This window comes from Enterobacter cloacae complex sp. S3 (genome assembly GCF_014930495.1).
Taxonomy (GTDB): Bacteria; Pseudomonadota; Gammaproteobacteria; order Enterobacterales; family Enterobacteriaceae; genus Enterobacter; species Enterobacter asburiae_B.
The window spans coordinates 101,677-125,815 of the sequence record NZ_JADBRD010000016.1; the positions used below are offsets into that span (position 1 = coordinate 101,677).

General features: G+C 57.3%; 25 protein-coding genes. 12 read left to right on the forward strand and 13 right to left on the reverse strand.

The genetic code is table 11. The features are described 5' to 3' along the window. Window positions 1-27 precede the first annotated feature (27 nt). On the forward strand, window positions 28-735 hold the full coding sequence (locus IM317_RS09110; RefSeq protein ID WP_033145239.1) for a CTP synthase: 708 nt from the start codon (window positions 28-30) through the stop codon (window positions 733-735). A 32-nt stretch (window positions 736-767) separates the two neighbouring features. On the opposite strand, the gene IM317_RS09115 is transcribed toward IM317_RS09110, so the two are convergent. Beyond that, window positions 768-1,955 (reverse strand): CynX/NimT family MFS transporter, encoded by a 1,188-nt coding sequence (locus IM317_RS09115; RefSeq protein ID WP_033145240.1) that lies wholly within the window; start codon window positions 1,953-1,955, stop codon window positions 768-770. Window positions 1,956-2,054: 99 nt separating this feature from the next. Here IM317_RS09115 and IM317_RS09120 point away from each other — a divergent pair, with 99 nt between their 5' ends. Then, window positions 2,055-2,846 (forward strand): helix-turn-helix transcriptional regulator, encoded by a 792-nt coding sequence (locus IM317_RS09120; protein ID WP_033145241.1) that lies wholly within the window; start codon window positions 2,055-2,057, stop codon window positions 2,844-2,846. Here IM317_RS09120 and IM317_RS09125 read toward each other — a convergent pair. Next, entirely contained in the window at window positions 2,830-3,276 is a 447-nt protein-coding gene (locus IM317_RS09125) for a DUF441 domain-containing protein (protein WP_033145242.1), read from the reverse strand. The two genes, IM317_RS09120 and IM317_RS09125, sit on opposite strands and share 17 nt — an antisense overlap. A gap of 145 nt (window positions 3,277-3,421) precedes the next feature. Between IM317_RS09125 and yoaI the strand changes: the two genes are divergently transcribed. After that, complete coding sequence (yoaI, locus tag IM317_RS09130; protein WP_087822389.1) at window positions 3,422-3,526, forward strand: small membrane protein YoaI; 105 nt, start codon at window positions 3,422-3,424, stop codon at window positions 3,524-3,526. Between the two features lie 21 nt (window positions 3,527-3,547). Here yoaI and IM317_RS09135 read toward each other — a convergent pair whose 3' ends face one another. From IM317_RS09135 to yeaG, 3 genes are all read right to left on the reverse strand, one after another. Further along, window positions 3,548-4,048: a YbaK/prolyl-tRNA synthetase associated domain-containing protein gene (locus IM317_RS09135; RefSeq protein WP_033145243.1), complete on the reverse strand. Its 501-nt coding sequence runs from the start codon at window positions 4,046-4,048 to the stop codon at window positions 3,548-3,550. A gap of 98 nt (window positions 4,049-4,146) precedes the next feature. Next, complete coding sequence (locus IM317_RS09140; protein ID WP_032651499.1) at window positions 4,147-5,430, reverse strand: YeaH/YhbH family protein; 1,284 nt, start codon at window positions 5,428-5,430, stop codon at window positions 4,147-4,149. 75 nt (window positions 5,431-5,505) lie between these two features. Further along, on the reverse strand, window positions 5,506-7,440 hold the full coding sequence (yeaG, locus tag IM317_RS09145; protein ID WP_008500713.1) for a protein kinase YeaG: 1,935 nt from the start codon (window positions 7,438-7,440) through the stop codon (window positions 5,506-5,508). Between the two features lie 431 nt (window positions 7,441-7,871). On the opposite strand from yeaG, the gene IM317_RS09150 reads away from it, so the two are divergent. After that, on the forward strand, window positions 7,872-8,618 hold the full coding sequence (locus IM317_RS09150; RefSeq protein ID WP_032657936.1) for a MipA/OmpV family protein: 747 nt from the start codon (window positions 7,872-7,874) through the stop codon (window positions 8,616-8,618). Between the two features lie 78 nt (window positions 8,619-8,696). Here IM317_RS09150 and IM317_RS09155 read toward each other — a convergent pair whose 3' ends face one another. After that, window positions 8,697-9,581, reverse strand: coding sequence for a D-hexose-6-phosphate mutarotase (locus IM317_RS09155; protein ID WP_033145244.1), 885 nt, complete (start codon window positions 9,579-9,581; stop codon window positions 8,697-8,699). A 73-nt stretch (window positions 9,582-9,654) separates the two neighbouring features. Next, complete coding sequence (gene gapA, locus IM317_RS09160) at window positions 9,655-10,650, reverse strand: glyceraldehyde-3-phosphate dehydrogenase (protein ID WP_023311257.1); 996 nt, start codon at window positions 10,648-10,650, stop codon at window positions 9,655-9,657. Between the two features lie 340 nt (window positions 10,651-10,990). Between gapA and msrB the strand changes: the two genes are divergently transcribed. Together msrB and IM317_RS09170 are read left to right on the forward strand one after the other, a co-directional pair. After that, complete coding sequence (gene msrB / locus IM317_RS09165) at window positions 10,991-11,404, forward strand: peptide-methionine (R)-S-oxide reductase MsrB (protein ID WP_008500710.1); 414 nt, start codon at window positions 10,991-10,993, stop codon at window positions 11,402-11,404. A gap of 56 nt (window positions 11,405-11,460) precedes the next feature. Then, a complete protein-coding gene (locus IM317_RS09170; protein ID WP_196238666.1) occupies window positions 11,461-11,724 on the forward strand; it encodes a YeaC family protein in 264 nt (87 codons plus the stop codon). A 45-nt stretch (window positions 11,725-11,769) separates the two neighbouring features. On the opposite strand, the gene pncA is transcribed toward IM317_RS09170, so the two are convergent. From pncA to sppA, 3 genes are all read right to left on the reverse strand, one after another. Beyond that, window positions 11,770-12,411, reverse strand: a complete 642-nt coding sequence (pncA, locus tag IM317_RS09175; RefSeq protein ID WP_033145245.1) for a bifunctional nicotinamidase/pyrazinamidase — start codon at window positions 12,409-12,411, stop codon at window positions 11,770-11,772. Between the two features lie 9 nt (window positions 12,412-12,420). Further along, window positions 12,421-13,437 carry an asparaginase gene (gene ansA / locus IM317_RS09180; protein ID WP_008500705.1) on the reverse strand — a complete coding sequence of 339 codons (1,017 nt, stop codon included), beginning with the start codon at window positions 13,435-13,437 and terminating at the stop codon, window positions 12,421-12,423. A gap of 63 nt (window positions 13,438-13,500) precedes the next feature. Next, window positions 13,501-15,357: a signal peptide peptidase SppA gene (sppA, locus tag IM317_RS09185; RefSeq protein WP_033145246.1), complete on the reverse strand. Its 1,857-nt coding sequence runs from the start codon at window positions 15,355-15,357 to the stop codon at window positions 13,501-13,503. Between the two features lie 167 nt (window positions 15,358-15,524). Here sppA and IM317_RS09190 point away from each other — a divergent pair, with 167 nt between their 5' ends. The 3 genes from IM317_RS09190 (at window position 15,525) to IM317_RS09200 (ending at window position 19,153) form a co-directional block, all read left to right on the forward strand. Then, window positions 15,525-16,076, forward strand: coding sequence for an NAD(P)H nitroreductase (locus tag IM317_RS09190; protein WP_033145247.1), 552 nt, complete (start codon window positions 15,525-15,527; stop codon window positions 16,074-16,076). 115 nt (window positions 16,077-16,191) lie between these two features. Then, window positions 16,192-17,235: a selenide, water dikinase SelD gene (gene selD / locus IM317_RS09195; RefSeq protein WP_008500702.1), complete on the forward strand. Its 1,044-nt coding sequence runs from the start codon at window positions 16,192-16,194 to the stop codon at window positions 17,233-17,235. A gap of 4 nt (window positions 17,236-17,239) precedes the next feature. Beyond that, window positions 17,240-19,153, forward strand: a complete 1,914-nt coding sequence (locus tag IM317_RS09200; RefSeq protein ID WP_033145248.1) for a DNA topoisomerase III — start codon at window positions 17,240-17,242, stop codon at window positions 19,151-19,153. Between the two features lie 128 nt (window positions 19,154-19,281). On the opposite strand, the gene gdhA is transcribed toward IM317_RS09200, so the two are convergent. Next, window positions 19,282-20,625, reverse strand: coding sequence for an NADP-specific glutamate dehydrogenase (gene gdhA, locus IM317_RS09205; RefSeq protein ID WP_033145249.1), 1,344 nt, complete (start codon window positions 20,623-20,625; stop codon window positions 19,282-19,284). Window positions 20,626-20,853: 228 nt separating this feature from the next. Between gdhA and IM317_RS09210 the strand changes: the two genes are divergently transcribed. Further along, window positions 20,854-21,132 carry a DUF1496 domain-containing protein gene (locus tag IM317_RS09210; RefSeq protein ID WP_033145250.1) on the forward strand — a complete coding sequence of 93 codons (279 nt, stop codon included), beginning with the start codon at window positions 20,854-20,856 and terminating at the stop codon, window positions 21,130-21,132. Here IM317_RS09210 and IM317_RS09215 read toward each other — a convergent pair. After that, window positions 21,092-21,508: a pyrimidine (deoxy)nucleoside triphosphate diphosphatase gene (locus IM317_RS09215; RefSeq protein WP_033145251.1), complete on the reverse strand. Its 417-nt coding sequence runs from the start codon at window positions 21,506-21,508 to the stop codon at window positions 21,092-21,094. The two genes, IM317_RS09210 and IM317_RS09215, sit on opposite strands and share 41 nt — an antisense overlap. 75 nt (window positions 21,509-21,583) lie before the next feature. On the opposite strand from IM317_RS09215, the gene IM317_RS09220 reads away from it, so the two are divergent. Continuing rightward, a complete protein-coding gene (locus tag IM317_RS09220) occupies window positions 21,584-22,153 on the forward strand; it encodes a carboxymuconolactone decarboxylase family protein (RefSeq protein ID WP_033145252.1) in 570 nt (189 codons plus the stop codon). Further along, a complete protein-coding gene (locus IM317_RS09225; RefSeq protein WP_033145253.1) occupies window positions 22,146-22,763 on the forward strand; it encodes a CDP-alcohol phosphatidyltransferase family protein in 618 nt (205 codons plus the stop codon). The genes IM317_RS09220 and IM317_RS09225 overlap by 8 nt, the downstream gene beginning before the upstream one ends. Here IM317_RS09225 and IM317_RS09230 read toward each other — a convergent pair. Beyond that, window positions 22,760-24,067 (reverse strand): sulfurtransferase, encoded by a 1,308-nt coding sequence (locus tag IM317_RS09230; protein WP_033145254.1) that lies wholly within the window; start codon window positions 24,065-24,067, stop codon window positions 22,760-22,762. The genes IM317_RS09225 and IM317_RS09230 overlap by 4 nt on opposite strands. Between the last annotated feature and the right edge of the window lie 72 nt (window positions 24,068-24,139).

Here is a 24,139-nt window from a genome sequence, read left to right on the forward strand (position 1 = left end):
ATAATACTCTGGCATAAGGAACCTTTCATGGAACACCTCCCGGTTAAAACGACGCTGCGCATTGCGCTGGTTGGCGATTACAATCCCAGTGTTATTGCGCATCAGGCGATCCCGCTGGCGATTGACGACGCCGCCGCAGTCCTTGACCTCACCGCCGATTACGACTGGCTTGCCACCACGGAGCTGACGAGCCCTGAAGATCTGGTGGGCTACGATGCCATCTGGCTGGTGCCTGCCAGCCCCTATAAAAACACCGAGGCGGCCTTTATCGCCGCGCGCTACGCGCGTGAAAACGGCGTACCGTTCCTGGGCACCTGCGGTGGATTCCAGCACGCGCTGATTGAGTATGCCCGTAATGTGTTGGGCTGGGCCGATGCGGCACATGCCGAGACGGATACCGAAGGCACCATGGTGATTGCGCCGCTGACCTGCTCGCTGGTGGAAAAAACCGATGCCATTGAGCTGCGCAAAAATACGCTGATCGCGAAAGCGTACGGCAAGCCGGAAATAGAAGAGGGTTATCACTGTAACTATGGCGTGTCGCCGGCGTTTGCACAGGCGCTGGAAAGCGGTGACATGCACGTTACGGGCTGGGACGAACAGGGGGAAATTCGCGCCGCAGAACTGGTTACGCACCCGTTCTTCGTGATCACCTTATTCCAGCATGAGCGTGCCGCGCTGGAAGGCCGTCCGGTCGTGCTGGTGCAGGCGATGCTGCGCGCGGCTCGCGGGTAGGAAAAGGCAGACCCGATGGTCTGCCAGAGTCTTTAACGGGGCGCGATCTCGCGGTCTCGCCCGGCAAGCACGCCGCAGAGCGCCATTATCACGGCGGCCAGAGCGCAGCCCAGAAGCGGGATTTGCCAATTTCCCGCGCTATCGTGAATTTTCCCCATCAGCGGAGGGCCGCAGGCGGCGAGCAGATAGCCAATCGACTGCGCCATGCCGGACAGCGCCGCAGCCTGGTGCGCGGAGCTGGCGCGCAGACCGATGAACGTCAGGCCGAGGGTCATCGTTGCTCCGGAGCCAAAGCCAAACACCAGCGTCCACATCACCGCCATGTCAGGCATAAACCATAGCCCTGCCGCGCTTACCGCGCACATCAGCGCCACCGCGCCGGCGATCCCCCGCTGATCTTTCAGACGGTGAAGAACCAGCGGAACGGCAAGCCCCGGCACGGCCGTGGCCAGCTGCAACAGCCCGTGCACCGAGCCGGCCTGCGCTTCGCTGTAGCCGTGGCTGAGCAATATCGCCGGCAGCCAGCCGATGATGACGTAGTAAATCAGCGAGTTAATCCCCAAAAAGAGCGTCACCTGCCAGGCGAGGGCCGAACGCCAGATGGCGCGATTATGCAGCGCGCCAGCGCCCGTTACCGTCGCAACGTGTTTCTGGCGCCACTGCGGCAGCCAGAGCAGCAGCGCGACCAGCGGAAACGCCATCAGCATCAGCAGCGCGCCATGCCAGCCCGCGCTACCCTGCGCCAGGGGAACAATCATCGCTGAGCCAAACGCCGCCGAGACGCCCATCGTCAGAGAATAGGCCCCGGTGAGTCGGGCTACCAGGCCCGGGAAGTCACGCTTAATTAATCCGGGTAACAGCACGTTCCCGAGCGCAATTCCGCAGCCGATGACCGCGGTTCCGATGAAAAGCAGCGCGGCGGAAGGCAGCGAGCGAAGTGCAATTCCGGCGCAAATCAGCAGCAGGGCGACAAACAGGCTGCGCTCCATGCCGATACGTCGGGCAACGCCTGCGGCGAGCGGCGAGACAAGGGCGAAAGCCAGCAGGGGCAGGGTAGTCAGCAGACCGGTTTGCGCCGTGCTTAAGCCATAATCAAGACGAATAGTGTCGAGCAGCGGAGCTGCGCCGGTAAAGGTGACGCGAAGCGTAGTGGCAATCATCAGGATGCCTGCAATCAACAGCGCGCCGTGTTTTCCTGAGGTGCGAATAGCAGTAGTCATTATGTTCTCATACGTTCAAGCGAGCGCACACAATACCGATTTTCCCGGCGGTTGAAATCAGGCTAAAATGACAGTTTATCGCTAAAATCGGACAAACTGATGATTGGTCTGGGACTGGACGGCTATGATCCCGATAGCCAGCACGACGCGGCCGTCGCATTTCGCATCCGCGTGGTGGCTGAGGAACAGTATATTCCCCGGCATCATCACCGTAAGGGGCAGCTGATTCTGGCCCTCGGCGGCGCGATCACCTGCGAAGTGGAAAATGCCATGCTGATGGTTCCGCCCCAGTACGCCGTCTGGATCCCCGGCCAGATGCCGCACAGCAACAGGGCCACCCCGGGCGCGCAGCTCTGCTTTTTGTTCATTGAACCGGGGGCGGCAAGCTTGCCCGACCGCTGCTGCACCCTGAAAATCTCCCCTCTGGTGCGGGAGCTGATTTTATCCCTGGCGGAAAAATCGCGTGAACAACTCTCTCTTGCGGCCACGTCGCGCCTGGTAGACGTTCTGTTTGACGAGCTGCCGCTCCAGCGTCAGGAGCATCTGCAGCTGCCCGTCTCGCCCCATCCTAAAATTCGGCTGATGAGCGAGAAAATGGCGGAAGAGCCCGCCGCCTGGCAGACGCTGACGCAGTGGGCGAGCCACTTTGCCATGAGCGAACGCAACCTGGCGCGGCTGGTGGTGAAAGAGACCGGCTTAAGCTTTCGCCGCTGGCGTCACCAGCTGCAGCTGATCGTGGCGTTACAGCATTTGATCGGTGGGAAATCGGTACAGCAGGTGGCACAGACACTCGGCTATGACTCTACCACCGCGTTTATCACCATGTTCAGAAAGGGACTGGGCCAGACGCCGGCGCGTTATATGGCCAGCCTGACTACGACTTCCCAATAAACAGAGAGACAAGGCCTGCCGCAATCAGCGGCCCCACCGGAACGCCGCGAAAGAGCGCCACGCCAAGCACGGTGCCCACCAGCAGGCCCGCCACCAGAGAGGGCTGGCTGCTCATCAGCGTAACGCCGCGCCCGCCCAGCCACGAAACAAAAATCCCCACCGCGATCGCCACCAGCGATTTCCAGTTTACAAACGAGTGCAGCAGGGTTGAAGCGGGAAGCGTGCCGCTGGCGATAGGCGCCATTACCCCGATGGTTAAAATAATGATCCCGATGGTAAGGCCTTGTTTTTCTATCCACGGGAAGAAGGTATTTAACGGGGTCACGCGAACAATAATCAGCACCAGAATCGAGATGGCGACCGTGGTGTTATGGCTGACAAAGCCGAGCGCGGCGAGTGCCAGAAGAATGAGCAGAGTAGTGTCAAACATAGGGAATCCTTGCCAAAATAATCAACTTGCTTACTTTACGCGCAAACGCGGCGGAGGACAGTTTTAAAAAGATTTTATTGCTGTCATAACCTTGTCATTTACGCGGATTAAAACGAAGGCAGATATCGCAAAAGGGGTCGCCATCATGAACGATCACATGTTTGTTGAAACGCTGATTATCTCCTCATCGTTTTTCGCTATTGCCATTATTCTCGTCGCCTCCGTGCTGTTTCTGGAAAGAAAAGGCTGACAGGGGCGTCAGCCATCGCGGTTACGCTTTGTGGAAGGTCACCAGCTCAGGACGGGCGATGCGCAGGTAATCCTGGGTATCCATAATCACGGATTTCTCCAGCAGGCCGGCGTTAAAGGCGATTTCGTCAAAGCGCTCGAACAGCAGCGGGTCGGCAACCAGTGCCAAATCAGGATGGAAGCTAAAGGGCGGGATAGCGCCGAAAACGCAGGCGGTCAGGGTATCGACCTCGGCCGGGCTGGCGAGGGAGGCCTTCAGCCCGCCAAAATGGCTGGCAAGCTGGCCCAGGTCGGCCTGCAGATCGGCGGCGAGGATCGCCAGAACGTGTTTTTTTACGCCGTTGCCCTTCACCTTGCAGACCAGGGCTTTGGCGCCTTGCCGCAGATCGGTTCCGCGAATTTCACTTACCGCTTCACATTTCCCGACCGCCGCATGCTCCATAACGCGAAACCGCGCGCCCTGTTCGGTGAGTAAGGTAATCAGCTGCTGGTGGGTTCCTGCCCCAATAACGTCGTCAGTCATAACGATTTCCCGGTGATAATCCATTTTGCAGGGTTCTACATTAGCACGGGATGAACGAGGTCGAAAGAAAACAGCCAGCGGGTTCGCTGGCTGTTGGATTATGCGTTGCTGGTAGCAGATTGCTTGTGGAACAGCTCCCTGAACACCGGATAAATATCATCCTGGTCACGGATATGCTGCATGGCAAAATTATCGAACATTGCTTGCAGATGTTCATACTCCCGCCACAGGGTCTGGTGCGCGCGACGGGTAATTTCGATATAGCTGTAGTAACGCACCACCGGCAGAATTTTCTTCGCCAGAATCTCGTGACACAGCGGTGAGTCATCGGCCCAGTTGTCGCCATCGGACGCCTGCGCGGCATAAATGTTCCACTGCGCCGGGTCGTAACGCTCTTTCACCACTTCATCCATCAGCTTCAGGGCGCTTGATACGATGGTCCCGCCGGTCTCCTGCGAGTAGAAGAACTCATGTTCATCCACCTCTTTCGCCTGAGTGTGGTGACGAATATAAACCACCTCCACGTTCTTATAGGTTCTGCTCAGGAACAGGTAGAGCAGAATATAAAAACGCTTCGCCATATCCTTCGTGGCCTGGTCCATCGAGCCGGAAACGTCCATCAGACAGAACATTACCGCCTGGCTGGAGGGCTCAGGGCGTTTTTCGTAATTCTTGTAGCGCAGGTCGAAGGTGTCTATAAACGGTACCCGTTCGATCTTCGCTCTTAGTTCCGCAATCTCTTTACGCAGACGCTCCTCTTCCAGCAGTTGCGCCGGTTCCGTGTTTTCCACGACCTTCAGGCTGCTCTCCAGCTCGCGCAGTTCGCGCCGTTTGCCCGCCGTCATGGCCGTTCGTCGCGCCAGCGAATTCTGCAACGAACGCACGACGCTGATATTGGCGGGCACGCCGTTGGCGGTATAGCCCGCGCGATGGGTTTTGTATTCATTAAGCTGACGATGCTGATTCTTTTTCAGATTCGGCAGCGCCAGGTCTTCAAACAGCAGGTCGAGATATTCGTCTTTCGAAATCTGGAAGACAAATTCGTCCTGACCTTCACCGTCCTGGCTGGCCTGTCCCTGACCGCTTCCTGAACCACCGCCGCCGCCCTGAGGACGCTCAATTCTGTCGTTCTGAACGAAGTGGTCATTACCTGGGTGTACGCGATGGCGCAGGCCGCCTCGCCCCTGATGAAACATCGGTTCGCTGATGTCATCGGTGGGGATGGAGACAGACTCGCCGCTGTCGACGTCGGTCACCGAGCGTTTGTTGATGGCCTCGGAGATAGACTGTTTAATTTGCGCTTTATAACGACGCAAGAAGCGCTGGCGGTTCACCGTGCTCTTGTTTTTGCCGTTAAGACGCCGGTCAATAAACCAGGTCATATACCCCCCGTACTGCATTTGCCAACTTGCATTTTGTAGGCCCGGTCAGCGCTAACCGCCACCGGGCACTTGTTTTTAAGACGATTTACGCACGCGCAGATACCATTCGCAGAGCAGACGGACCTGCTTGCGGGTGTAGCCTTTTTCCATCATACGGTCGACAAAGTCGTCGTGTTTTTTCTGCTCATCGGTTGAGGTTTTGGCGTTAAACGAGATCACCGGCAGCAGCTCTTCGGTATTGGAGAACATTTTCTTCTCAATGACCGTGCGCAGTTTCTCGTAGCTGGTCCAGTTCGGATTGCGCCCGTTGTTATGCGCTCTGGCGCGCAGGACGAAGTTCACAATCTCGTTACGGAAGTCTTTCGGGTTGCTGATCCCGGCAGGCTTCTCGATTTTTTCCAGCTCCGCGTTCAGGGATTCACGGTCAAACAGCTGGCCGGTATCCGGGTCCCGGTACTCCTGATCCTGGATCCAGAAGTCAGCATAGGTGACATAACGGTCGAAAATGTTCTGCCCGTATTCTGAATAGGATTCCAGGTAGGCCGTCTGGATCTCTTTGCCAATGAACTCGGCGTATTTCGGGATCAGGTAACCTTTGAGGAACTCAAGGTAGCGTTCAGCCTGCTCCTGCGGGAACTGCTCGCGTTCGATTTGCTGCTCCAGCACGTAGAACAGATGAACCGGGTTGGCCGCCACTTCCGCATGGTCGAAGTTAAAGACGCGGGAGAGGATCTTAAACGCGAAACGCGTGGACAGACCGTTCATCCCCTCATCAACCCCGGCATAGTCGCGGTATTCCTGATACGACTTCGCTTTCGGGTCGGTATCTTTCAGGCTTTCACCGTCATAGACGCGCATTTTCGAATAGATGCTGGAGTTTTCCGGCTCTTTCAGACGCGAAAGGATGGAGAAGCGCGACAGCGTTTCCAGCGTGCCGGGCGCGCAGGGAGCGTGCACCAGCTCGCTGTGGTTAAGCAGTTTCTCGTAAATTTTGATCTCTTCGGAGATCCGCAGGCAATAAGGCACCTTGACGATGTACACGCGGTCAAGGAAGGCCTCATTGTTTTTGTTATTACGGAAGGTCACCCATTCAGATTCGTTCGAGTGGGCGAGAATAATCCCGTTGAACGGCAGGGCGGAGATACCTTCCGTCCCGTTGTAGTTGCCTTCCTGGGTAGCCGTCAGCAGAGGATGCAGCACTTTAATCGGTGCTTTAAACATCTCGACGAATTCCATAATCCCCTGGTTCGCACGGCACAGCGCGCCTGAGTAACCGTAGGCATCCGGATCGTTTTGCGCGAAGTTTTCCAGCTTACGGATATCGACTTTACCTACCAGCGCCGAGATATCCTGGTTGTTCTCATCACCGGGTTCTGTTTTGGCGATGGCGATCTGCTCAAGGATAGACGGCCAGACCTTCACCACGCGGAATTTGGTGATGTCGCCACCAAACTCGTGCAGGCGTTTTGCCGCCCACGGCGACATGATGGTGCCGAGGTAGCGACGCGGGATGCCATACTCTTTATCCAGAATCTGCGCGTCTTCCTGCGGATTGAACAGGCACAGCGGATGGTCGTTCACCGGGCTGCGTTCACCGTTGGCGCTCAGCACATAAATAGGAACGCGCTGCATCAGCGACTTCAGGCGTTCAGCCAGCGAGGATTTACCGCCACCCACCGGGCCGAGTAAATAGAGGATCTGTTTCTTCTCTTCCAGACCCTGAGCGGCATGCTTCAGATAGGAGACAATCTGTTCAATGGCATCTTCCATACCATAGAACTCTTCAAACGCCGGGTATCGGGCGACCACCCGATTCGAAAAGAGACGGGAAAGCCGAGGCTCCAGGGCAGTGTCAACCATGTTTGGCTCACCAATAGCCATCAATAGCCGTTCTGCCGCATTGGCATAGGCACTGCGATCTTGCCGACAGATGGTAAGAAACTCCTGCAGTGTGAACTCTTCGTCCTTGGCAGCTTCATAGCGCTGGCGATAGTGATCGAATATATTCATGGCATGCCGTCCTTTCGTTTTTTAGCACAGGATAAGAGCCGTTCGTATGAGTAGTGGAGGCTCCCGGAAGAGAATCTCTCGCACCTCACTGCCAGAGCAGCAACCTGTGTGCCAGGTCAGACGCTAAGAACCGCAGGGTGTTCAGGAAAACTCTTCTTAAATTAAAGCGTAGATGGCATTTGCAAAACTTGCATGCCCAGAAAATCTACTTTCAATGACATATCAATAACTCATCCAAAAATTTCCACTGTCGTTATAAGACAAATGCACGTTTTTCATTCAGTGGTCATATAAATGAAAGCGTGTTGTCATCTGAAAAGTTAAAAATAACGGGTTAATTAGACTGATTAGCAGGCAAAAAATTTTGGGATGTACGGGAATGGCGGTTACACTTCATCCGCTGATTATTTGACTACAGGAAAGAATGGATTGTGACCAAACTCAAACTTCTGGCATTAGGCATCCTTGCCGCAACCGCAGTGAACACCGCGCAGGCGGAAAGTCAGTGGACGGTTGGCGCGGGTGTTGGCGTCATTAACAGCCCGTATAAACAGTATGACCGTGATGTTTATCCTGTTCCCGTTATCACCTATGAAGGCGACAACGTCTGGTTCCGCGGGCTCGGCGGCGGCTACTATCTCTGGAACGATAAGGCCGATAAGCTTTCCATCATGGCCTACTACGATCCAACGCACTTCAAGCCGGGTGACAGCGACAGCCATGCGCTTCGCCAGCTCGACAAGCGTAAAAGCACCATGATGGCCGGGCTCTCGTATGTACATAACACCGAGTATGGCTTCCTGCGTACGGCACTGGCGGGTGACACGCTGGATAACAGCAACGGCTTTATCTGGGATCTGGCGTGGTTGTACCGCTACACCAACGGTGGGCTCACGCTGACGCCGGGTATCGGTGTGCAGTACAACAGCGAGAACTACAACGACTACTACTACGGCGTCTCTAAAAACGAGTCCCGCCGTAGTGGTCTGAAAAGCTACAGTGCAGATGACGGCTGGGATCCTTACCTGGAGCTGACCGCGAGCTACAACTTCCTTGGCGACTGGAGCGTGTACGGTACCGGCCGCTATGAGCGTCTGAGCGACGAAGTGAAGGATAGCCCGATGGTCGATAAGTCCTGGGCAGGCATCTTCTCTGTGGGTGTGAGCTACAAGTTCTGATTGTGCATTAATTTAGTGCAATCTATGCATCAAAACGGGGCGCTTGCGCCCCGTTTGCTTTAGCGTGGTGCAGTGAATTTATCGCTTAACAATGCGAATCGTCTGCCCTAAACGAGACGGTTTTTCCTCACTCGCTTTTTGCGGGTTGCTCACGCAAGCGGTTTCCACGCAGACAAACGTTTTGTAGCCATCATCCGTCATGTCGGCCATGCTGACGGACAGCGCAGGGCCCGGGTTCCAGCCCACCACGTCGCTGTGATGATGATGGACCACTTCAATGCCGCGGTTCAGGGCGCCGTCGTGGATCACGCTGCACGCTTCCGGGTGCAGGTAAACGCGGTCGGTACGGTCAGGGAATGCCTGAACGCCGTCGCTCAGTTTGCCTTCTTTCGCGTTATCCACTTTGTCGATATAGGTATCGCCCAGGCCGCTCACCTTCACGGCGCTGATATCACCCACGTTGAAATAGGTGTGCAGGGCAGAGGTGGTTTCGAACTCGCCGTGAGCTTCCAGTTCGATTTCACAGGTTCTACCCAGCTTGAAGCGGGCATACAGGGTGAAATCGTGCGGCCAGAGGGCGCGGGTTTCATCATTAGCCTGCAGCTCAAAGGTCAGCACTGCGCCGTTGTCATCTTCGTTATGCGCTTTCAGCGTCCACTGCTGGTTACGGGCAAAACCGTGAGACGGCAAACCCGGCTGTGCGGACGGGCCGAACCACGGCCAGCAGATCGGTACGCCACCGCGGATTGCGGCCCCTTTTTTGAAGGAGGTCGCATCGCTCAGCCATAAGCCTTCTGCTTCGCCTTCCGGTTTCCAGGAGAGCAGGTGGGCGCCGTTGAGCGCTACGGAGGCTTTAACGCGTGGGTGGTCAACGACGATGACATCAGCACCGTCAATCTGACGGCGGGAGAGCACAGGGGTAAGTTGTTCGACTACCGGAAGTGCAAAAATTTTATTAGTCATTAAGCAATCCTCTGTCTTATAAATAAAAAAAGGCGACCGAAGTCGCCTTTTTGGATCAAACACTCATCTCAACTTATTTGGAGATGTGAGCGATCAGGTCCAGTACTTTGTTAGAGTAGCCAGTTTCGTTGTCGTACCAGGAAACCAGTTTCACGAAGTTGTCGTTCAGTGCGATACCTGCTTTAGCATCGAATACTGAAGTGCAGATTTCGCCGTTGAAATCGGTAGATACAACGTCGTCTTCGGTGTAGCCCAGAACGCCTTTCATTGCGCCTTCGGAAGCAGCTTTGATCGCTTTCTTAATTTCTTCATAAGAAGCAGCTTTTTCCAGACGAACGGTCAGGTCAACAACGGATACGTTAGGAGTTGGAACGCGGAACGCCATACCAGTCAGTTTGCCATTCAGTTCTGGCAGTACTTTACCTACAGCTTTAGCAGCACCGGTAGAGGATGGGATGATGTTCTGAGCCGCGCCACGGCCGCCGCGCCAGTCTTTGTGAGACGGGCCATCAACGGTTTTCTGAGTAGCGGTAGTCGCGTGAACGGTAGTCATCAGACCTTCGATGATGCCGAAGTTGTCGTTGATAACTTTAGCCAGCGGTGCCAGGCAGTTGGTGGTGCAGGATGCGTTAGACACGATATCCTGGCCAGCGTAAGTTTCGAAGTTTGCACCACGAACGAACATTGGGGTGTTGTCTTTGGAAGGACCAGTCAGAACAACTTTCTTCGCACCAGCGGTGATGTGTTTACGCGCAGTTTCGTCGGTCAGGAAGATACCGGTTGCTTCAGCAACAACGTCAACACCGATTTCGTTCCATTTCAGGTTAGCTGGGTCTTTTTCAGCAGTAACGCGGATGGTTTTGCCATTAACAACCAGGTGGCCGTCTTTCACTTCAACGGTGCCGTCGAAACGACCGTGAGTTGAGTCGTACTTCAGCATGTACGCCATGTATTCAGCGTCCAGGAGATCGTTGATACCAACGATTTCGATGTCAGAACGTTTCTGAGCAGCACGGAAAACAATACGGCCGATACGGCCAAAACCGTTGATACCTACTTTGATAGTCATATATTCCACCAGCTATTTGTTAGTGAATAAAAGGTTGCCTGTAAAATTACAAAAACCTTACGCAGCGTCAAGCGGAATCGTGTCAATCATTGCGACAAATCAATCCTGTGACTAACGTTTGTGCGACTGACTCGCCTCACTTTCCCTTTGAGCTTGCACCCATATGGGGGCTGAGCCGGGATTTTAAAGTCCTCGCAGGATAAAAATGTGAACGTGATCACAATTGCCTGACCGCTTATTCGCGACACATAAGTTTAGATCAAAAGTGCACGCAAGGGTGTTAATGTTTTGTTAGAATCCGGGTTGAAAGATGTCTGTTTCTACAGCGAGATGTAAGCATATGTCGAACCAACGTAACCCTGACGATTTGAAAAAAAACCTCACAGAAATGCAGTTTTACGTGACGCAGAATCACGGAACGGAACCGCCGTTCACCGGGCGTTTACTGCACAACAAGCGAGACGGCGTCTACCACTGCCTGGTCTGCGATGCGCCTCTGTTCAATTCACAAACGAAATTTGATTCTGGCTGCGGCTGGCCGAGTTTCTACGAGCCGGTGAGCGATGAGGCCATCCGCTACCTGACCGACTCGTCGCACGGTATGGTGCGTACGGAAATTCGCTGCGGCAACTGCGATGCGCACCTTGGGCACGTCTTCCCGGATGGCCCCCAGCCTACGGGCGAGCGTTTCTGCGTAAATTCGGCCTCAATGAGCTTCACCGATGATGAAAACGGTGACCAGATTAAGGGTTGAAAAAACGATTCAGCAAATTATTCCTTTGAAAGGGCGCGAGAGTGAATATTGATGACATGATTAGCGGCATGACGCCGGAGATTTATCAGCGTCTGGTGACCGCCGTAGAACTGGGAAAATGGCCCGACGGCGTTGCGCTGACGCCGGAGCAAAAAGAGAACAGTCTTCAGCTGGTGATGCTGTGGCAGGCGCGCAATAACACCGACGCGCAGCACATGACGATCGACACCAAAGGCCAGATGGTCATGAAGAGCAAGCGCGAGCTGAAAGAAGACTTTGGCATCACGCCGAAGCCGATTGCGACGATGAAAATGCAATAACGGTGCAGGTTGATACCCTCTCCCACAGGGAGAGGGCGTAAAAGACTACGCCTGCGTTTCCAGCCAGTCTTCGAGCGTATACAGCGTTGCGCCTTCCGCAGCCATATCCATAAACGCCTGAGCGCTGTCCTGCGGGTTAATGTTTACCCCGCGGCAGCCGTCGGTGATGACGCTGACGGTATACCCCAACTGGAGCGCGTCCAGCACGGTAAACTTCACGCAGTAATCCGTCGCCAGGCCCAGCACGATCAGTTCCGTGATTTCATGGTGGCGTAACCACGCGTCCAGCGCCGTTTTCTGGCGATGCCCGTTATCAAAAAACGCGCTATAGCTGTCGATAGCCGGGTTTTCACCTTTATGGAACACCGCGTCGATGGCTTTCTGGTTCAGGAGCGGATGCAGCTCCGCGCCTTCCGTCTGCTGTACGCAGTGATCCGGCCAGAAGGTTTGCGTCAGCCCGTCGAGTTCCCCCGGAGTGAAAGGCTCGACGTCGTGCTGGCTGGCAAAGCTGCCGTGGTTCGCCGGGTGCCAGTCCTGGCTTGCGACAACCGCTTCACCGCGGGCTTTGCACCAGTCAATCAGCGTGTTTGCCACGTCAACGGTACTGTCACCTTCGGCGACGGCCAGCGCACCGCCCGCGCAGAAATCATTTTGCAAATCGACCAGTAGCAGGGCGCGTTGCTTCATGAGCACTCCTTATTCGTCCGGGGTCAGCTCGCCGCGCAGGTTTTGCATCATCGCGCTGCGAATGGACTGAATGTCCAGATCCTGACTCAGTAAATAGTGAAGTTTAGTCAGCGTTGCCTCAACGGTCATATCGAAGCCGCTGATAACCCCCGCATGTGCCAGCGCGTTGCCGGTGGCATAGCCGCCCATGTTGACCTTTCCGGACATACACTGGGTCAGGTTCACGACCACAATTCCGCGCTCGCTGGCTTCCTGAAGCTCTTTCAGGAATTCGCCGTTCTGCGGCGCGTTGCCGACGCCATAGGAGCGCAAAATCAGCGCTTTCACCGGCTGGCGCAGGAAGTTACGCACCACGTCGGCGGAGATACCCGGGTAGATAGTGACCACGCCAATCGGTTGCGGAGTTATCGGATGCACGATCAGCTCGCCGGCGGTGTTCGGCGCAGGCGGCGTGCCCAGACGACGGATATGAATCCCGGCCTCCAGCAGCGGCTGCAGGTTAGGGGAGGCGAAGGCGTCAAAACCGTCGGCATGGGCTTTGGTGGTACGGTTGCCGCGATACAGACGGTTATTGAAGAACAGCGACACTTCGTTAATCGGGTAATTCGCCGCCACGTACAGGGAGTTAAGCAGGTTGATCTGCCCGTCCGAGCGCAGCTCAGCCAGCGGGATTTGCGACCCGGTGACGATAACCGGCTTGCTCAGGTTCTCCAGCATGAAGGAGAGCGCCGAGGCGGTAAACGCCATGGTGTCGGTGCCGTGCAGGATCACAAAGCCGTCGTACTGGTCGTAATGGGCTTTAATGTCATCCGCGATATGCTGCCAGTCTTCCGGCGTCATGTCGGAGGAGTCCATCAGCGGCTCGTATTCGTGGATGGTGAAGTCAGGCATCTCCGGACGGTGGAATTCTGGCATCAGCGCAAGCTGACGCTGAAGGTGGCCGGAGACAGGGATATAGCCGTTTTCAGAGCGCTGCATACCGATGGTACCGCCAGTGTAGGCTACATAAATCGATTTCTTCTGCATGGTAGTGAGTTCTTGTTCTTCAAAAGAAAAAAATCCCCTCTTCGCGGGAAGAGGGGACGGTTTTTAACGGACGTTAGCGCAGGTCAGGCAAAACGCGTAACGACTCTGTGGATCGTTAAAGGCCGCAAGCTTGTCTCTTTCCGCCTTCATCGCTTTCGCTGCCGTGGCGACCGGCGCAGGCAGGTAAGCCTGCATCGCCTCCGGCAGCATGGCGCGTACCGAGCCGGACATGCTGTCCATGACCATATCGAAGAACGACGGCTCGTCCTGGTAATACTCGATATGCCACTGCTTGAGCTTCGCCAGCTCGGCGGCTTTTTTCACCGCGTCATCGAAGTCGCCCAGGCTGTCCACCAGACCGTTGCTCTTCGCATCCTGGCCGGTCCAGACGTGTCCCTGTGCGATCTGGTCGATCTGCTCAGGCGTCTTTTTACGCGAGTCCGCCACCAGGGTGATAAAGCGCTTATAGCCGTTCTCAATGCTGAGCTGCATCATCTCAGAGACTTCCGGCGGCAGGGATTTGGTCACCGACACATCCGCCAGCGGAGAGGTGGCCACGCCATCGGTATGCACGCCAAGAGAATCCAGGCTGTTTTCCACGGTGTTGATCACCCCGAAGATGCCAATCGAACCGGTCAGCGTGCTTGGGTTGGCCACGATGTAGTTGGCTGGCGTTGAGATCCAGTAACCCCCGGAGGCGGCCATTCCGCCCATTGATACAACCACCGGCTTGCCGGCGGCACGCGCCGCGGCAAGTTCAGCGCGGATCACCTCGGAGGCGCTGACGCTGCCGCCAGGGCTGTTCACCCGCAGGACAATCGCTTTAACTTTCGGATCCAGACGAGCATCGCGGATTTGTGACGCGGTAGTATCGCCGCCCACGTTCCCCGGAGTCTCCTGGCCGTCCATGATGGCGCCGTTGGCAAACACCACCGCTACGCTGTCACCGCTGTCATCCGGCTTTTTCGTAGAGTAATCATACATGCTGATGGCGCTGTAACTTTTATCCTCTTTGCTCCAGCCAAACTGCTTGCTCAGGGATTTTTCAATCTCGGCGCTGGTGCCCAGGGCATCAACCAGTTTGTTATCGAGCGCATATTTTGCGGTATCACCGTCAACTTTACGCAGGCCTTCGAGCACGCCCTGTGCGCCAGGGAATGCCTGCTCAGGCGTAATCTGACGGTTAGCGGCAACGGTGCCGAGATAGTTCTGCCACAGCTCGCCAATCCAGCGGCTGTCCGCTTCGCGGGCGGCAGGGGACATATCGTCGCGGATAAACGGCTCGACGGCGGATTTGTACGTGCCGACGCGGAAGACGTGGGTGGTGACCTTCAGCTTGTCGAGCAGGGATTTGTAGTACAGGCCGTTGGTGGCAAAACCGTGCAGATCCACCGTCCCCTGCGGTGAGAGCCAGATTTTATTGGCGAAGCTCGCCAGATAATATTGCCCCTGGCTGTAGCTGTCGCCCACGGCAATCACCGGCTTGCCGCTGTCGCGGAATTCGCGCAGCGCTTTACCGATGTACTGCATTGAAGGCTGATCGCCTCCGGCAAAATCTTTCAGATCCAGCACGATCCCGGTGATGTTCCGGTCGTCTTTGGCCTGGCGGATGGTATCGACGATATCGAACAGGGAGTTTTCCTGCAGACGGTCTGATGTCGCGCCAAACAGCTGGCGGCTGATTGCCCCCAGACGGTTGCTGGCGGACGGTTTATCAACGATAACGCCGGTGATATCGAGTAACAGGGCCCCGCGAGTCGAATGCTGCGCCTGATTCGCGTTGCTGATATGCATCCAGATGCCCGCGCAAACCAGAACCAGCAGGATGAAGAAGATGTTCATCACCAGGTTGCGGACGAAGTTGAGCAGTCGCCACGTCCATTTAAAGAAACCGGCAATGATTCGCCAAAGGGTTCGCATGTATTCTCCCTAACCAGAAAATGACTGTTTCCGTCGCCACTGGACGGTAATGTTGGGTTATCGTAATGACCCAACCGCCACTTGTCAGCAGGAATCGCCTGCCAGGCTGTAACAAAATCTGCCGTCGTGTTAATTTTGTGAGTAAATTTCAAGAAAGGAGTTAACCAATGGACGCACTCGAACTGCTTGTTAACCGCCGTAGCGCTTCCCGTCTGGCCGAACCTGCACCGGCAGGCGAGCAGCTGGAGAACATTCTGCGTGCCGGCATGCGTGCCCCCGATCACGGCACGCTGCAGCCGTGGCACTTCTTTGTGATTGAAGGCGAAGGCCGCGATCGTTTCAGTCAGCTGCTGGAGCAGGGCGCGGTTGCCGCCGGTCAGGATGAGAAAGGTATCGACAAGGCGCGCAATGCTCCGTTCCGCGCCCCGATGATTATCGCCGTCGTGGCGAAATGCCAGGCCGGCCATAAGGTGCCGGTCTGGGAGCAGGAAATGTCCGCAGGCTGTGCGGTGATGGCGATGCAAATGGCCGCCGTCGCGCAGGGCTTTAACGGTATCTGGCGTACCGGTGCGCTAACCGAAAGCCCGGCGGTCCGTGACGGTTTTGGCTGCGGTGAGCATGACAAAATTGTCGGCTTCCTCTATCTCGGCACCCCGCAGCTTAAAGCCTCCAGCACCATCAGCATTCCGGACACCACGCCTTTCGTCAGCCATTTCTGATAACGCACCTAAACTGTCTGGATTCTGAGCATCTGCCGCAGAATTCAGACAGTCATACTTACCTCTTTATGGAATGAGCGCTACCATAGCGCGATTGAGATGACAGGAGACGTCCATGAGCGAGCAAACCATTCGTTTAACGCAGTACAGCCACGGAGCCGGTTGCGGTTGTAAAATTTCCCCGAAAGTGCTGGAGACCATCCTGCACAGTGAACAGGCGAAGTTTGTCGACCCGAACCTGCTTGTCGGCAACGAAACGCGTGACGATGCTGCAGTTTATGACTTAGGTAACGGCACCAGCATTATCAGTACTACCGACTTCTTTATGCCGATTGTCGATAACCCGTTCGACTTCGGGCGCATTGCGGCCACCAACGCCATCAGCGATATCTTCGCGATGGGCGGTAAGCCGATCATGGCGATTGCCATTCTGGGCTGGCCGATCAACACCATCCCGCCGGAAGTGGCCCGTGAGGTGATTGATGGCGGACGTTTTGCCTGCCAGCAGGCGGGGATTGCCCTGGCCGGCGGTCACTCTATTGATGCGCCGGAGCCTATCTTTGGCCTGGCCGTTACCGGCGTAGTGCCGACCGAACGCGTAAAGCGCAACAGCACCGCGCAGGCGGGCTGCAAACTGTTCCTCACCAAGCCGCTGGGCATTGGCGTGCTGACCACCGCCGAGAAAAAATCCCTGCTGAAACCGGAGCACAAAGGCCTGGCAACGGAAGTCATGTGCCAGATGAACCTTGCCGGTGCGGCGTTTGCCAATATCGACGGCGTGAAGGCGATGACCGACGTCACCGGTTTTGGTCTGCTGGGACATCTCTCTGAAGTGTGTCAGGGCGCGGGCGTTCAGGCGCAGGTCTGGTATCAGGACGTGCCGAAGCTGCCGGGCGTGGAGGAGTATATTGCTCAGGGCGCGGTCCCGGGCGGTACCCAGCGCAACTTCGCCAGCTACGGTCACCTGATGGGCGAAATGCCTGAGGAGTGGCGCAACCTGCTGTGCGATCCGCAAACCTCCGGCGGCCTGCTGCTGGCGGTCACGCCGGAATCCGAAGCCGAGGTTCAGGCCACTGCCGCCGAGTTCGGCATCACCCTGACGGCGATCGGCGAGCTGGTGACCGCGCGCGGCGGTCGTCCGATGATTGAGATCCGTTAATTCGATGCGGTTGTTTATTGCCGAAAAGCCGAGCCTGGCCCGTGCCATCGCCGACGTGCTGCCTAAGCCGCATCGCAAGGGCGACGGCTTTATCGAATGCGGTAACGGGCAGGTGGTCACCTGGTGTATTGGTCACCTGCTTGAGCAGGCGCAGCCGGACGTCTACGACAGCCGCTACGCCCGCTGGAACCTGAACGATCTGCCCATCGTGCCGGAAAAATGGCGCCTGCAGCCCCGTCCTTCGGTCACCAAACAGCTCAACGTGATCAAGCGCTTCCTGCATGACGCCGCTGAAATTGTGCACGCGGGTGACCCGGACAGGGAAGGGCAGCTGCTGGTGGATGAAGTGCTGGACTATCTTGAGCTGGCGCCGCAAAAGCGCCAGCAGGTGCAGCGCTGCCTGATAAACGACCTCAACCCGCAGGCCGTCGAGCGGGCGATTTCGCGCCTGCGCGCCAACAGCGAGTTTATTCCGCTGTGCGTCTCGGCATTAGCCCGCGCCCGCGCCGACTGGCTGTACGGCATCAATATGACCCGCGCGTACACCATTCTTGGGCGTAATGCGGGCTATCAGGGCGTGCTCTCCGTGGGGCGCGTGCAGACGCCGGTGCTGGGGCTGGTCGTGCGTCGTGACGAAGAGATTGAGAACTTCGTCGCCAAAGATTTCTTTGAGGTGAAAGCGCATATCGTCACGCCTAAGGACGAGCGCTTTACCGCCGTCTGGCAGCCGAGCGATGCCTGTGAATCGTATCAGGATGAAGAGGGGCGACTGCTCCATCGTCCGCTGGCGGATCACGTGGTTAACCGCATTACCGGCCAGCCGGCTATCGTCACCAGCTATAACGATAAACGGGAATCAGAACCCGCGCCGCTGCCGTTCTCGCTTTCCGCACTTCAGATTGAGGCGGCCAAAAAGTTTGGCTTAAGCGCACAGAACGTGCTGGACATCTGCCAGAAGCTCTACGAAACCCACAAGCTCATCACCTATCCGCGTTCGGACAGCCGCTATCTGCCGGAAGAACACTTTGCCGGACGCCACTCGGTGATGAACGCCATTAGCGTGCACGCGCCGGATCTGCTCCCGCAGCCGGCGGTGAATCCGGACACCCATAATCGCTGCTGGGACGACAAAAAAGTCGATGCCCACCACGCGATTATCCCGACGGCCCGCGCCAGCAACGTCAACCTGACCGAGAACGAAGCGAAGGTCTATAACCTGATCGCTCGTCAGTACCTGATGCAGTTCTGCCCGGACGCGGTATTCCGTAAGTGCGTGATTGAGCTTGAGATTGCCAAAGGCAAGTTTATCGCCAAAGCGCGTTTCCTCGCGGAAGCAGGCTGGCGCACGCTGCTTGGTAACAAAGAGCGCGACGAAGAGAACGACGGCACGCCGCTGCCGGTGGTCGCTAAAGATGACGAACTGCTGTGCGAGAAGGGCGAAGTGGTTGAACGTCAGACCCAGCCGCCGCGCCATTTTACCGATGCGACGCTGCTGTCGGCGATGACCGGGATCGCCCGGTTTGTGCAGGATAAAGATCTGAAGAAGATCCTGCGCGCCACCGACGGTCTGGGGACGGAAGCGACGCGAGCGGGGATCATCGAGCTGCTCTTTAAGCGTGGCTTCCTGGAGAAAAAGGGACGCTACATCCACTCAACGGAACCGGGCCGGGCGCTGATTCATTCTCTGCCGGAGCTGGCCGCGAGGCCGGACATGACCGCGCACTGGGAATCGGTGCTGACGCAGATCAGCGAGAAGCAGTGCCGCTATCAGGACTTTATGCAGCCGCTGGTCGGGACGCTTTACCAGCTGATCGATCAGGCGCGCAGCACGCCGGTGAAAACGTTCAGAGGGATGGTTGCGCCCGGTGGCGGCGCGAAGAAACCGTTCAAGAAGAAAAAGAGCGCGGCAGCCTCTTAAACCGTAGGTCGGGTAAGGCGCAGCCGCTACCCGGCGAAAAGCAGCTCTGCGGCCTGATACGCCCGGTTTTCTCCCTCTCCCAGTGGGAGAGGGCCGGGGTGAGGGCATCCGGCCGCACGCGATAAACCTTAAATCACACCCTGACCAATCATCGCATCCGCCACCTTCACGAACCCGGCGATATTCGCCCCGCGCACGTAGTTGGTTTGCGACGCCTCGCCGCCGTACTCCACGCAGGCATGGTGAATATCCAGCATGATGTGGTGCAGGCGCGCATCCACTTTTTCCGCCTTCCAGCCGAGACGCGCGGCGTTTTGCGCCATCTCGAGGCCGGAGGTCGCCACGCCGCCCGCGTTAGCGGCCTTGCCCGGCGCAAACAGCACGCCCGCTTCGAGGAACAGGTCCGTCGCGTCGATGGTGGTCGGCATATTCGCCCCTTCGGCCACCGCTTTTACGCCGTTGCTAATCAGGGTACGTGCGGCGTCCGCATCCAGCTCGTTCTGCGTTGCGCACGGCAGGGCGATATCCACCGGAACGCCCCACGGCTGTTTCCCTTCCTGGTAGGTCAGGCCAAGCTCCCGGGCATAATCCGCCACGCGACCGTCGCGGCTGGCTTTGATTTCACACAGGCGCGCCAGCTTCTCTGCCGTAAAGCCCGCTTCATCCACTACCGTGCCGCTGGAGTCAGAGGCGGTCACCACGCGAGCGCCAAGCTGCATCGCTTTCTCAATCGCGTACTGCGCCACGTTACCGGAGCCGGACACCGCGACGCGCATGCCTTCGAAGCCCAGACCGTGACGCTTGAGCATCGCCTCGGTGAAGTAAACCAGGCCGTATCCCGTCGCTTCCGGGCGGATCAGGCTCCCGCCAAACGACAGCCCCTTGCCGGTAAAGACGCAGGCGCTGTTGTTGGAGAGCTTTTTCATCATCCCGGCCATAAAGCCCACTTCACGTCCGCCCACGCCGATATCACCGGCAGGAACGTCGGTATCCGGGCCGAGGTGACGGTAGAGTTCGGTCATCAGCGCCTGGCAGAAGCGCATGACTTCGCCTTCGCTTTTGCCTTTCGGGTCGAAATCGCTGCCGCCTTTCCCGCCGCCCATCGGTAGCGTGGTGAGGGCGTTTTTAAAGGTCTGCTCGAAGCCGAGGAATTTCAGAATCGACAGGTTCACGGACGGATGAAAACGCATGCCGCCCTTAAACGGGCCAATGGCCGAGTTAAACTGAACGCGCCACGCGCGGTTAACCTGTACCTGGTTGCGATCGTCAACCCACGTCACGCGGAACTGGATCACGCGCTCTGGCTCGACAAGGCGTTCAAGCAGAGACATCTGGCGATAACGCGGGTTTTGTTCAAGGAAGGGCCACAGGGTGGTCATAACTTCACGCACGGCCTGCGCGAACTCGCTTTGGTGCGGGTCGCGCTGCTGAACATGGGCAAGGAAACTTTCCAGAGAGCGTGTCTGATCCATAGATATAAGAACCTCTTATCGTATTTTATGTGTATTACTTATGCGATTTGTGTTGTTTTTTTGACTATACCACCCGTACCGCTTTGTGAGGCAAGCAGAAATTTATGACGAAAGGGAAATTAATGAGAGGGCGGGCGTCATAACGAAAAGCGATGAAGAGATAAATTAAAGGTTCCGCTCTGGTTTACCGTTATAGTCATTATCAAGGAACTACTGGAAGATGTGTCTATGAAACGTTATCTACTCACCACGTTATGTCTGATCTTTACCGCAGGCGTGCAGGCCAACCCCATTCTCCCGGACGTGGAAGTGAATGTGCCGCCGGAAGTGTTTAGCTCCAGCGGCCAGAATCAAACGGTGCAGCCCTGCAATCAGTGCTGTATCTATCAGAATCAGAACTACTCGGAAGGGGCCGTTGTGAAAGCGGACGGCATTATGCTGCAGTGCCAGCGCGACGAGCGCGCCATCAGCACGAACCCGCTGGTCTGGCGTCGCGTAAAACAATAAAGGCTTCCAGCAGCGGAATATCCGCAGGGGCTAAGGCGTAGCCAAACGCCTCTTCCGGCGTACACCACGCGAGCGCGCTGTGGTAGTGCGCCGTGAGCTCGCCGCGAAAAGCAGGAACGTGCCAGGCATGCAGGTTAATCAACCGCTGGGAGACTTCCCGCTGGTGGCTTGCCACGTATTGCCCCGGCAGGGCGTCAATGCCCAACTCTTCACGCAGCTCGCGGATAAGCGCTTCTGGCTGGGTTTCTCCGGCCTCGACTTTACCGCCTGCAAATTCCCACATTCCCGGCTGGTCGGCGTGGACAGGGCGCTGCGCCAGTAAAATGTTGCCGTCTTTTTCGATGATGGCGGCAACGACATCGAGTGTTTTCAGCATGGTCGTCAATAATTGATAGCGAAAAAAGACATATTATCGTGCCCTTTCTCAGAGTCCAGTAAACAGGAGAATCAGGTGAAAGAGTCCACCGCCTGGGTTGCCCCCCTCGAATCCCTTCCCGCCAGCCTTAAACCGATTGCCGCCATGCAGAAAAAGCACTTTGGCGCGGTGCTGAATCCCACCCGCTGGTGGGGGCGAATGCCGCGTCTGTTCTGGCTGGTGGCGCTGTTTGTCGGCTTTCTGGAGCGCCGTCACGCGCGCCTGACGCCCGCGCTGCGTTCGCTGCTCATGACGCGGGTATCCCAGCTCTGTCACTGCGCTTTCTGTATTGATGCCAACAGCCTGCGGCTGGCCGAGCGCTGCGGCGCGCTGGATAAGGTTCAGGCCGTGAGCGACTGGCAGGATTCCGCCTTGTTTACCGAGCAAGAGCGCGTGGCGCTGGCCTACGCCGAGGCGATGACCGCCACGCCGCCCCGGGCGGATGAGGCAGTCAGAACGGCGCTGAAATGCCACTTCACGGATGATGCCATCACCGAGATGACGGCGCTGATTGCGTTTCAGAATCTCTCCGCCCGATTTAATGCCGCGCTGGATATTCCGGCGCAGGGGCTGTGCGCCACGTTTAACGAGACTCCTCATGCTTGACCGCCATCTTCATCCGCGGGTAAAGCCCGTTCTGAATCGTCTGGTTTCCGTGCTGGATAGGCCGGGCATCACGCCCGACGGATTGACCCTGACCGGGTTTGTCTTCGGCGTGCTGGCGCTGCCGTTTCTGGCCCTCGGCTGGTATCCGGCGGCGCTGGCCGCCATCGTGCTTAACCGCCTGCTGGATGGTCTGGACGGCGCGCTGGCGCGCCGGAGAGGGCTGACCGATGCGGGGGGATTTCTCGACATCGCGCTCGATTTTCTGTTCTACGCCCTGGTGCCGTTTGGCTTTGCACTCGCGGCTCCCGCAGAGAATGCGCTCGCGGCCGCCTGGCTGCTGTTTGCGTTTATCGGTACCGGCAGCAGTTTTCTGGCGTTTGCGGCGCTGGCCGCGAAGCACGACATCGACAACCCCGGCTATGCGCACAAGTCGTTTTATTACATCGGTGGGTTAACGGAAGGGACGGAGACCATCGCGCTGTTCGTGCTGTGCTGCCTCTTCCCGGCGCACTTTGCGCTGTTCGCGTGGGTATTCGGCGCGCTGTGCTGGCTGACCACCACAACGCGCGTCTGGAGCGGTTATGTAACGCTGAAGTCACTCACCCGTTAGAGAGTACTCTCGGGCCCGCGCTCTCCGGTGGTGACCGGGTTCTGCGGGTGACTGCTCCATTCGTACCAGCCGCCGTCATAGACGGCGACATTCTTCCAGCCCATCGCCCGGGCGTACATAAAGGTTTCTGACGCGCGCCACCCGGTGCCGCAGTAAAACGCGACGTGCTGTTCCGGCAGAATATTCCAGCGCTTCCACTGGGCGGCGATATCGTCCGCGCTGCGCATGGTGCCATCCGGGTTATGGAAATCTTCCATATGGGTCGCGTCGCTGCCCGCATGACCCCAGCGGGCACCGGCTATTTCACCTTTTGGCTTGATGTAGCTGTAGCCGCTGGTTTCGCCGATGAACTCCGGCCAGGAACGAATGCTGACCAGGGAGGCATCCTGACGGTGCAGCATCCCCCGCGCCTGTTCCATATCAACCATCAGCTGCGGCTGGCCGGGGATCGGCGCGCCGAAATCGGGTGCTGGCGTCACTTTGCCGGGCGTGCCGCGTTCAACCGGGAGGCCTGCATCCGACCACGCCTTCCAGCCGCCGTCGAGAATACGCACATCCTTCACGCCCGCATACAGCATGATCTGCGCCACGCGTGCGGCGGCGTAAACGTCACGGCCATACAGAATGACGGTGGTGTCGTGACGGATCCCGTGCTTCGCCAGCATTGCTTTCAGCGCGTCGTCGGAGACTTTATTCCACAGCGGCTCGCTCTCCACCTCGTTGGTGTCGATGTAGCCCGCGCCGGGAATGTGGTTCAGCAGGTAAAACTTCGGTGCGCCCCAGGCGGCTTCAATCACTTTCCAGTCACCCGCCGGCGCGGCGGTCACGGGTTTACCCTGCTGGAGGCGGTGGATCCACTGCGGGTAAACCAGCTGTTCAAAGTGAGGCAGGCGCTGAAGGCGGTCGGGCGTCTGCAGAGCGTCGCTGAGCAGCGAGACGTGGCGGTATCCGGCTTTCTCCAGGCGGGATTTCACCGCCAGGTTATCGTTCTCGTCGCCGTAGAGGGCGATGGCCGTCGCGGGCGTAAGCTGATGCTGTTTTGCCCAAAGCGCAATCTGCTCGTCGCTCATTGCGCCCAGCCAGGCGGCAGCCAGGTTGAGTGCGGCGGGTTCATGTCCTGAGGGGCCGCTGAGGGTTTGCGGCCAGCCGTTATAGAACGCGCTGGGGCGGGTGTCGACAGGCGTGCCGTGCTGCGCCTGAAGCTGGGAGAGCGTCATCGCGTTGGGCATATCAGCCGCCAGAGAGGAAAAGGACGCGAGGCCGCAGAGCAGGGCCAGCGCGGTCAGTTGAGAAACACGTTTCATCGAATAACCTGACGTCAGTAAAAGAGGGGGGCATTGTCGTCTCTCCCGAAACGGAAAACATTGAGTTAGCAC

Coding starts and splice junctions, on each gene's coding strand:
- IM317_RS09110 (WP_033145239.1), top strand. CDS start 28: ATGGAACACCTCCCGGTTAAAACGACGCTGCGCATTGCGCTGGTTGGC.
- IM317_RS09115 (WP_033145240.1), bottom strand. CDS start 1,955: ATGACTACTGCTATTCGCACCTCAGGAAAACACGGCGCGCTGTTGATT.
- IM317_RS09120 (WP_033145241.1), top strand. CDS start 2,055: ATGATTGGTCTGGGACTGGACGGCTATGATCCCGATAGCCAGCACGAC.
- IM317_RS09125 (WP_033145242.1), bottom strand. CDS start 3,276: ATGTTTGACACTACTCTGCTCATTCTTCTGGCACTCGCCGCGCTCGGC.
- yoaI (WP_087822389.1), top strand. CDS start 3,422: ATGAACGATCACATGTTTGTTGAAACGCTGATTATCTCCTCATCGTTT.
- IM317_RS09135 (WP_033145243.1), bottom strand. CDS start 4,048: ATGACTGACGACGTTATTGGGGCAGGAACCCACCAGCAGCTGATTACC.
- IM317_RS09140 (WP_032651499.1), bottom strand. CDS start 5,430: ATGACCTGGTTTATTGACCGGCGTCTTAACGGCAAAAACAAGAGCACG.
- yeaG (WP_008500713.1), bottom strand. CDS start 7,440: ATGAATATATTCGATCACTATCGCCAGCGCTATGAAGCTGCCAAGGAC.
- IM317_RS09155 (WP_033145244.1), bottom strand. CDS start 9,581: ATGACTAATAAAATTTTTGCACTTCCGGTAGTCGAACAACTTACCCCT.
- gapA (WP_023311257.1), bottom strand. CDS start 10,650: ATGACTATCAAAGTAGGTATCAACGGTTTTGGCCGTATCGGCCGTATT.
- msrB (WP_008500710.1), top strand. CDS start 10,991: ATGTCGAACCAACGTAACCCTGACGATTTGAAAAAAAACCTCACAGAA.
- IM317_RS09170 (WP_196238666.1), top strand. CDS start 11,461: ATGATTAGCGGCATGACGCCGGAGATTTATCAGCGTCTGGTGACCGCC.
- pncA (WP_033145245.1), bottom strand. CDS start 12,411: ATGAAGCAACGCGCCCTGCTACTGGTCGATTTGCAAAATGATTTCTGC.
- ansA (WP_008500705.1), bottom strand. CDS start 13,437: ATGCAGAAGAAATCGATTTATGTAGCCTACACTGGCGGTACCATCGGT.
- sppA (WP_033145246.1), bottom strand. CDS start 15,357: ATGCGAACCCTTTGGCGAATCATTGCCGGTTTCTTTAAATGGACGTGG.
- IM317_RS09190 (WP_033145247.1), top strand. CDS start 15,525: ATGGACGCACTCGAACTGCTTGTTAACCGCCGTAGCGCTTCCCGTCTG.
- selD (WP_008500702.1), top strand. CDS start 16,192: ATGAGCGAGCAAACCATTCGTTTAACGCAGTACAGCCACGGAGCCGGT.
- IM317_RS09200 (WP_033145248.1), top strand. CDS start 17,240: ATGCGGTTGTTTATTGCCGAAAAGCCGAGCCTGGCCCGTGCCATCGCC.
- gdhA (WP_033145249.1), bottom strand. CDS start 20,625: ATGGATCAGACACGCTCTCTGGAAAGTTTCCTTGCCCATGTTCAGCAG.
- IM317_RS09210 (WP_033145250.1), top strand. CDS start 20,854: ATGAAACGTTATCTACTCACCACGTTATGTCTGATCTTTACCGCAGGC.
- IM317_RS09215 (WP_033145251.1), bottom strand. CDS start 21,508: ATGCTGAAAACACTCGATGTCGTTGCCGCCATCATCGAAAAAGACGGC.
- IM317_RS09225 (WP_033145253.1), top strand. CDS start 22,146: ATGCTTGACCGCCATCTTCATCCGCGGGTAAAGCCCGTTCTGAATCGT.
- IM317_RS09230 (WP_033145254.1), bottom strand. CDS start 24,067: ATGAAACGTGTTTCTCAACTGACCGCGCTGGCCCTGCTCTGCGGCCTC.